Source organism: Mycobacterium sp. E136, assembly GCF_001666865.1.
GTDB lineage: Bacteria > Actinomycetota > Actinomycetes > Mycobacteriales > Mycobacteriaceae > Mycobacterium.
Window position 1 is genome coordinate 1 of the sequence record NZ_LZJE01000235.1, and the last position, 6,975, is coordinate 6,975.

The window sequence follows — 6,975 nt, forward strand, 5'->3', positions numbered from 1 at the left end:
TGAACTACCCCAGGTTTTGTTCCGATCTTCATAGGAGGATTGGAAGCTATGCCCCGTCAGTATTCGCCGGAGTTTCGGCAGCGTGCGTTGCGGTTGTTGGACACCATGATGGAAGCCTCGGAAACATCTGAGTTCGAGGCCATCAAGTCCGTGGCTAGCAAACTCGGAATCTCGGAGGAATCGGTGCGCCGGTGGCGCCGCAAAGCTCAGGTCGATGCCGGCGAACGACCCGGTACGACAAGTTTGGAGCACGCCGAGATCCGCAAGCTCAAGCGTGAGAATGCCGAATTACGCAGAGCCAACGAAGTGTTGAAGTCTGCGTCTGCGTTTTTCGCAGCGGAGCTCGACCGCCCCGCGACGAAATGATCGCCTACATCGATGCGCATCGCGATCAGTTCGGGGTCGAGCTCATCTGTCGTATCCTGCGGGCAGCTATCCCTGGTTTCCTGACCTCCCGCGGGTATCGGGCCGCGCGGACCCGGCCGCCCTCGGACCGCGAGATCCGTGATGAGCAGCTGATCGCCGACCTGCGCACGGTGCACCGCGACAACTACTCGGTCTACGGGGTCCAGAAGATGCATCAGGCCATGAAACGCAAGGGCTGGCACCTGGGCAGAGAACAGACCCGCCGATTAATGCGCAAGGCCGGGCTGCGTGGCGTGCAACGCGGTAAGCCGGTATTCACCACCGTCACCGACCCCGCCGACACCCGGCCCGCAGACCTGGTCAACCGCCAGTTCAAGGCGCCGGCGCCCAACCGGCTATGGGTCGCCGACATCACCTTCGTCCGGACCTGGCAGGGGTTCTGCTACACCGCGTTCGTCACCGACGCCTGCACCAAGAAGATCGTCGGCTGGGCGGTTTCGGCGACGATGCGAACCGAAGATCTTCCCTTGCAGGCGTTCAATCACGCTGTGTGGCAGTCGAATACCGATCTATTCGAGTTGGTCCATCATTCCGACCGCGGATCGCAATACCTATCGCTGGCCTATACCGACCGGCTAGCCGAACTCGGGATCGCCCCCTCGGTAGGGTCGCGCGGCGATAGTTACGACAACGCCCTCGCCGAGGCGGTCAACGCCGCCTACAAGACCGAGTTGATCAACCGTGCGAAACCGTGGCGGTGCGTCGACGACGTCGAACTGGCCACCGCCGCCTGGGTGGCCTGGTACAACCAGGAACGCCTGCATGAAGCCCTCGGCTACGTTCCACCTGCCGAGTACGAGGCCGCCCTCACCGGCACCTCACACCCCGCGAGCCAGCCAACCCCGGCCCTCGCAACCGAGTAGGAACAAAACCTGGGGTACTTCACCAGCGCCGGATCTGTCACCGCTAGATGCCATGCGCCACAAGATGCGTCAACCCGAGAACGCGAAAGCCTATAAACGCCGCTCAGCCACCGTCGAACCAGTCATCGGACATCTCAAAGACCAAATCGGCTTACGCCGCTTCGCCCGCCGAGGACTCCAAGCCGTCACCGCCGAACTGCACCTGGCCGCCGCCGTACTCAACCTCACCCGCCTGCACCACAAAGCCCTCGCCCTGGGGTGAACACCCCGATACCCCGACACAGCACTCACCACTCACCAGACCCACCGGTCACCACTCACAAAGCGCAACAGCCACCCCCGTGAGGGGGATCAACCCGTCAAAGGGGTCAGAGGAGTTTGTCGAAGCACTTCTCCTCGACCCGCTTGCTCATTCGCCAGCCGTCGGGGGTGCGGACGAATTCGTCTTCGTACCAGATGCCGACGAAGTAGATCGGGCGTGCGTCTTGGTCGGAGCCACCCATCACCATCGGGTTGAAGCAGATGGCCCGCGAGGTGGCGGTGTCGCCCGAGACTCGGATGTCGACGTTGCCCAGCATGTGGTAGTACGCCGGGAAGTTCGGCAGCACTTCCTTCAGCCACGCCTTCACCTCCGGGAAGCGGCCGTCGACGCCTCCGGTGACGCGATAGTCGATGTAGGCGTCAGGCGTGAAAACCCGGTCGAGGTCGTCGAATCGCTTCCGATCGATGGCGGTCGAGTAGTCGATCAGCAATTGCTGGATCTCGAGGCGGTCCGAAATCTCTTCCAGGCTCAACATGGATCGATTGAACACGACTAGGCTGCCTGCCCATGCGCAAGCTGTTGATCTGCGTCATGACCGTGCTGTGCGTGACGATCTGGGGGACCTCCAACGCCGCCGCCGCTCCCGTCGGCGTCAGCCAACCGTCGGGCTCGGTTCCGGTTCCCGACGGCCCGGCCCACGCCTGGGTGCTCGCCGATATGGACACCGGTGCCGTGCTCGCGGCCCGCGACGAATACGCACAGTACGCGCCGGCCAGCACGATCAAGGTGCTGCTGGCGTTGACGGTGCTCGATGAGCTGCCGCTGGATGCCACCGTGGTCGCCAACGAGGCCGACACCGAGGTCGAGTGCAACTGCGCGGGCGTCACGCCCGGCATGGTGTACACGACGCGGCAGCTGCTCGAGGGGCTGTTGCTGGTGTCGGGCAATGACGCGGCCAACACCCTTGCGACCATGCTCGGCGGTTACGACGTCGGCGTGGCGAAGATGAACGCCAAGGCCGCCCAGCTCGGCGCGAACGGCACCCACGCGGCCTCGCCATCGGGGCTCGACGGGCCCGGTATCGACATGTGGTCGTCGCCACGCGACCTGGCGGTCATCTTCCGCGCCGCGATGGCCAACCCGGTGTTCGCGTCGATCACCGCCCAACCGACCGCGGTCTTCCCCACCGAAGCCGGTGACAAGGTGCTGGTCAACCAGGACGAACTGCTCAAGCGGTATCCGGGCATGCTCGGCGGCAAGACCGGATTCACCGACCGCGCCCAGAAGACCTTCGTCGGCGCGGCGCAGCGCGACGGTCGCCGGTTGGTCGTCGCGTTGATGTACGGCATGGACAAACCCGGCCAGCCGACTTACTGGGATCAGGCCATGAGCCTGTTCGACTGGGGCTTCGCGCTGAGCCCGGGAGTCGGTATCGGCGCACTGTGATCACCCGTTGAGTTGCTGAATCGCAACGCATCCGAGACCGGGACTCCGAACGGCGTCGATACGCTCGGCCTCCATGCGAAGCATGTTGGCCGCCTTGGCCACTGCGCTGTCTTGCGCAATGGCGGCGGCCGTCGGCGTCGCCCCACCCGCCCCGGCCCAGCCGCGGGGTGAACCGTCGGGCGCCGCCGCGCTGCCGGACGGACCGGCGCAGGCATGGGTGCTCGCCGACCTCGACTCGGGGCGAATCCTCGCTTCGCGCAATCCTTTTGAACCCCATGCACCGGCCAGCACCATCAAGGCGCTGCTGGCGATGGTGGTCCTCGACCAACTACCGCTCAACGCGGTGATCGCCGCGAGGCCCGCAGCCGCCGACGTCGAATGCTCTTGTGTCGGAGTGAAAGCCGGGCGGGCCTACACGGTGCGGCAACTGCTCGACGGCCTGATGCTGGTGTCGGGCAACGATGCCGCCAACGTCCTGGCGGACGGTCTCGGCGGATACCGGGTCGCGGTGGCCAAGATGAACGCCAAGGCGCAGGCGCTGGGGGCACGCAGCACGCGTGCGTCGTCGCCGTCCGGGCTCGACGGTCCGGGCATGGAGTCGTTCACCACCGCGAGCGATCTCGCGGTGATCTATCGCCAGGCGCTGCGCTATCCCGTGTTCGCCGCGATCGTGCGTCAGCCGTCGTCGTTGTTCCCGACCGACAACGGGCCGAAGACGATCACCAACCAGAACAAGTTGCTCGAACGGTATCCGGGCACGCTCGTCGGCAAGACCGGCTACACCAACCTCGCCCGCGACACCTTCGCCGCCGCGGCGCAACGCGGCAATCGGCGGTTGGTGGTCGCGCAGTTGTACGGCAACGGCGATCTCTACGGGCAGGCGATCCAACTGTTCGACTGGGGCTTCAGCCAGCCTTAAACGTTGCGCGAGCGACCGTGTTTGCACATGACACGCCGCCATCTCGCGGCATTTTGCGGTCGCTCGCGCCTCAGGGAAAGGTGCGCCCGCGCAGGATCACCAGGTCCGGGTTGTTGACGACGCCCGTGCCGTTCCGCGGATCCACGGCGTAGCAGACCAGATCGGCGGGCGCACCGTGCTCCATAACCGGGCGGCCGAGCCACTCGCGGGCGCTCCAGCAGGCAGCGCCCAACGCTTCGGTCGGGGTCATCCCGATGTGCGTGAGCGCTTCGATCTCGTCGGCGATCCGACCGTGCGCCACCATGCTGCCCGCGTCGGTGCCCGCGTAGATCGGGATGCCGGCTTCGCGAGCGGCGGCGATGCGCGGATAGCACTTCTCGTGCAGGTCCCGCATGTGCTTGGCATACGCCGGGTATTTCGACGCGCCGTCGGCGATGCCCGGGAAGTTGGCGATGTTGATCAGCGTCGGCACCAGCGCCGTACCGTGCTCGACCATCAGGTCGATGGTGTCGTCGGTGAGGCCGGTTCCGTGTTCGATGCAGTCGATACCGGCCTTGATCAGCCCCGGCAGCGCGTCCTCGCTGAACACGTGCGCCGTCACGCGGGCACCGTTGGCGTGGGCGGCGTCGATCGCGGCCTTGAGCACGTCGTCGGACCACAGCGGCGCCAGGTCGCCGACCTCGCGGTCGATCCAGTCGCCCACGAGCTTGACCCATCCGTCGCCGAAGCGCGCCTGCTCGGCCACCGCCTCGGGCAGCGCGGATTCGTCGTCCAACTCGATCGCGAACCCGCGCTGATAGCGCTTGGGCTTGGCGAGGTGGCGGCCCGCGCGGATGATCTCCGGCAGATCGTCGCGCTCGGCGAGGCTGCGGGTATCGATCGGAGAGCCCGCGTCGCGCAGTAGCAATGCGCCGACGTCGCGTTCGACCTCGGCCTGGGTGATGCAGTCGTCGAGGTTGTCGAGCGGGCCGTGGTCGCCGAGGCCGACGTGGCAGTGCGCGTCGACGAGCCCGGGCAGGATCCACCCGCCGTCGAACACCGTCTCCGCGCCGCTGACCGGCTCGGCGCTGAGCACGCCGCGGTCGATCCACCACTCCACCGGCTGCTCGTCGGGCAGTCCGACGCCGCGGACGTGGAGCTTCACGCTAGTTCTGACCCGGGAACTTCAGCTTCGACAGGTCGATGTCGGCCAGGCCCGGCGGCAGCTCGTCGAGGCCCTTGGGCATGTCGGACAGATCCGGGAAACCCGCGGGCATACCGGGCATTGAAGCGCCGAGCGGATTGCGCACCTTCGGCTGCGTCGGCCCCCGGCCTCCCTTCTTGCCCTTGCCACCCTTCTTCTTGTTCTTGCCCGCCTTGCGGGAGTTCTTGCGGCCGAACGGCATACCCATCTGCCCGGCCATCTGCGACATCATCTTGCGGGCCTCGAAGAACCGCTCGACGAGCTGGTTGACCTCACCGACGGTCACGCCCGATCCGTTGGCGATGCGCAGCCGGCGCGACCCGTTGATGATCTTGGGGTCGGCACGCTCCTCGGGCGTCATACCGCGGATGATCGCCTGCAGCCGGTCGAGCTGTTTGTCGTCGACGGCGGCCAGCGCATCCTTCATCTGGCCCGCTCCGGGCAGCATGCCCAGCAGGTTGCCGATCGGACCCATCTTGCGGATCGCCAGCATCTGCTCGAGGAAGTCTTCCAGCGTCAGCTCGCCGCTGCCGATCTTGGCGGCGGCCTCCTCGGCCTTCTGGGCGTCGAAGACCTGCTCGGCCTGCTCGATCAGCGACAGCACGTCGCCCATGCCCAGGATGCGGCTGGCCATCCGGTCGGGATGGAAGACGTCGAAGTCCTCGAGCTTCTCGCCGCTGGAGGCGAACAGGATCGGCACACCGGTGATCTCGCGGACCGACAGCGCCGCACCGCCGCGGGCGTCGCCGTCGAGCTTGGTCAACACCACGCCGGTGAACCCGACACCCTCACGGAACGCCTCGGCCGTGGTGACGGCGTCCTGGCCGATCATCGCGTCCAGCACGAAGATCACTTCGTCCGGATCGACGGCCTCCCGAATCGCGGCGGCCTGGCTCATCAGCTCCTGGTCGATACCGAGGCGGCCCGCCGTGTCGACGATCACCACGTCGAAGTGCTTGGCCTTGGCCTCGGCCAGGCCGGCGGCCGCGACGGCGACCGGATCGCCGGGCGCCGCATCGGCCGCACCGTCGGCCGACACACCCGGGTGGGGTGCGAAGACCGAGACATCGGCACGCTGACCGACGATCTGCAGCTGGTTGACCGCGCCGGGCCGCTGCAGGTCGCACGCCACCAGAAGCGGTGTATGCCCTTGCACGCGAAGCCATCTCGCGAGCTTGCCGGCCAGCGTGGTCTTACCGGAACCTTGCAGACCGGCCAGCATGATGACCGTCGGCGGCGTCTTGGCGAACGCCAGCGGCCGGGTCTCGCCGCCCAGTATGCCGATGAGTTCCTCGTTGACGATCTTGACGACCTGCTGGGCCGGGTTGAGCGCGCCGGACACCTCGGCGCCGCGGGCGCGTTCCTTGATGCGGTTGACGAACGCGCGCACGACGGGCAGAGACACGTCGGCTTCGAGCAATGCCAGCCGGATCTCGCGGGTGGTCGCGTCGATATCGGCTTCGGTCAGCCGCCCCTTGCCGCGCAGCCCCTGCAGGGCGCCGGTCAACCGGTCGGACAGGGATTCAAACACGACGTCCAGCCTAATGGGAGCCGCGGGTGGCCCGCCCGAGCAGGGCATGCACGGCGGGAACGACCGTGATCAGCTCGCTTCGGACACCGGCTTGGGGGGAGGCGGTGCGGGCAGCACCGCGTACAAGTCGCGTTCGATCTCGTCGCGCAGGTCCGGGTCGGCGGTGATCCCAAACAAGTCGACCACCGAGGACCCCATGGTGGTCACCTTCGCCCAGGCGATGTCGATGCCGTCGCGCTCGAAGACGGCGGTGAGCCGGGCCAGCAGGCCGGCGCGGTCGGTGCTGCGGATCTGTACGACGAGCTCACCGGACCGGGCGCCCTCGGACCACAGGATGCGCGGCGG

7 protein-coding genes, 1 pseudogene and 1 other annotated feature are annotated in these 6,975 nt (G+C 66.9%); of the genes and pseudogenes, 4 read left to right on the plus strand and 4 right to left on the minus strand.

What is annotated here, in order from left to right; all coding sequences use genetic code 11:
• Positions 1-48 precede the first annotated feature (48 nt).
• Both A5698_RS15555 and A5698_RS29740 read left to right on the plus strand, forming a co-directional pair.
• Positions 49-1,289, plus strand: a protein-coding gene (locus A5698_RS15555; protein ID WP_502687076.1) for an IS3 family transposase whose coding sequence is annotated in 2 segments (ribosomal slippage) — positions 49-334 and positions 334-1,289 — 1,242 coding nt in all. Because the reading frame shifts where the segments join, the coding sequence is not laid out codon by codon here.
• Positions 324-441 (plus strand) — a sequence feature (AL1L pseudoknot). (Overlaps the previous gene by 118 nt.)
• Positions 1,290-1,341: 52 nt before the next feature.
• Positions 1,342-1,551, plus strand: a complete 210-nt coding sequence (locus tag A5698_RS29740; RefSeq protein ID WP_068296726.1) for a transposase — start codon at positions 1,342-1,344, stop codon at positions 1,549-1,551.
• A 106-nt stretch (positions 1,552-1,657) separates the two neighbouring features.
• On the opposite strand, the gene A5698_RS15565 is transcribed toward A5698_RS29740, so the two are convergent.
• Positions 1,658-2,086, minus strand: a complete 429-nt coding sequence (locus A5698_RS15565; protein WP_068298518.1) for a nuclear transport factor 2 family protein — start codon at positions 2,084-2,086, stop codon at positions 1,658-1,660.
• A 32-nt stretch (positions 2,087-2,118) separates the two neighbouring features.
• On the opposite strand from A5698_RS15565, the gene A5698_RS15570 reads away from it, so the two are divergent.
• On the plus strand, positions 2,119-2,997 hold the full coding sequence (locus tag A5698_RS15570; protein WP_068298526.1) for a D-alanyl-D-alanine carboxypeptidase family protein: 879 nt from the start codon (positions 2,119-2,121) through the stop codon (positions 2,995-2,997).
• A gap of 73 nt (positions 2,998-3,070) precedes the next feature.
• Positions 3,071-3,916, plus strand: a complete 846-nt coding sequence (locus tag A5698_RS15575; RefSeq protein ID WP_068298529.1) for a D-alanyl-D-alanine carboxypeptidase family protein — start codon at positions 3,071-3,073, stop codon at positions 3,914-3,916.
• Between the two features lie 70 nt (positions 3,917-3,986).
• Here A5698_RS15575 and A5698_RS15580 read toward each other — a convergent pair whose 3' ends face one another.
• From A5698_RS15580 to A5698_RS15590, 3 genes and pseudogenes are all read right to left on the minus strand, one after another.
• Entirely contained in the window at positions 3,987-5,060 is a 1,074-nt protein-coding gene (locus tag A5698_RS15580; RefSeq protein ID WP_068298533.1) for a metal-dependent hydrolase family protein, read from the minus strand.
• A 1-nt stretch (position 5,061) separates the two neighbouring features.
• Positions 5,062-6,630, minus strand: a complete 1,569-nt coding sequence (gene ffh / locus A5698_RS15585; RefSeq protein ID WP_068298536.1) for a signal recognition particle protein — start codon at positions 6,628-6,630, stop codon at positions 5,062-5,064.
• A 69-nt stretch (positions 6,631-6,699) separates the two neighbouring features.
• Positions 6,700-6,975 (minus strand): annotated as a pseudogene (locus A5698_RS15590) ([protein-PII] uridylyltransferase); the annotation flags it as partial.

Bases quoted from the DNA above. Each gene is read 5' to 3' on its own strand.
- A5698_RS29740 (WP_068296726.1), top strand. From the start codon at position 1,342: ATGCGCCACAAGATGCGTCAACCCGAGAACGCGAAAGCCTATAAACGC.
- A5698_RS15565 (WP_068298518.1), bottom strand. From the start codon at position 2,086: ATGTTGAGCCTGGAAGAGATTTCGGACCGCCTCGAGATCCAGCAATTG.
- A5698_RS15570 (WP_068298526.1), top strand. From the start codon at position 2,119: ATGCGCAAGCTGTTGATCTGCGTCATGACCGTGCTGTGCGTGACGATC.
- A5698_RS15575 (WP_068298529.1), top strand. From the start codon at position 3,071: ATGCGAAGCATGTTGGCCGCCTTGGCCACTGCGCTGTCTTGCGCAATG.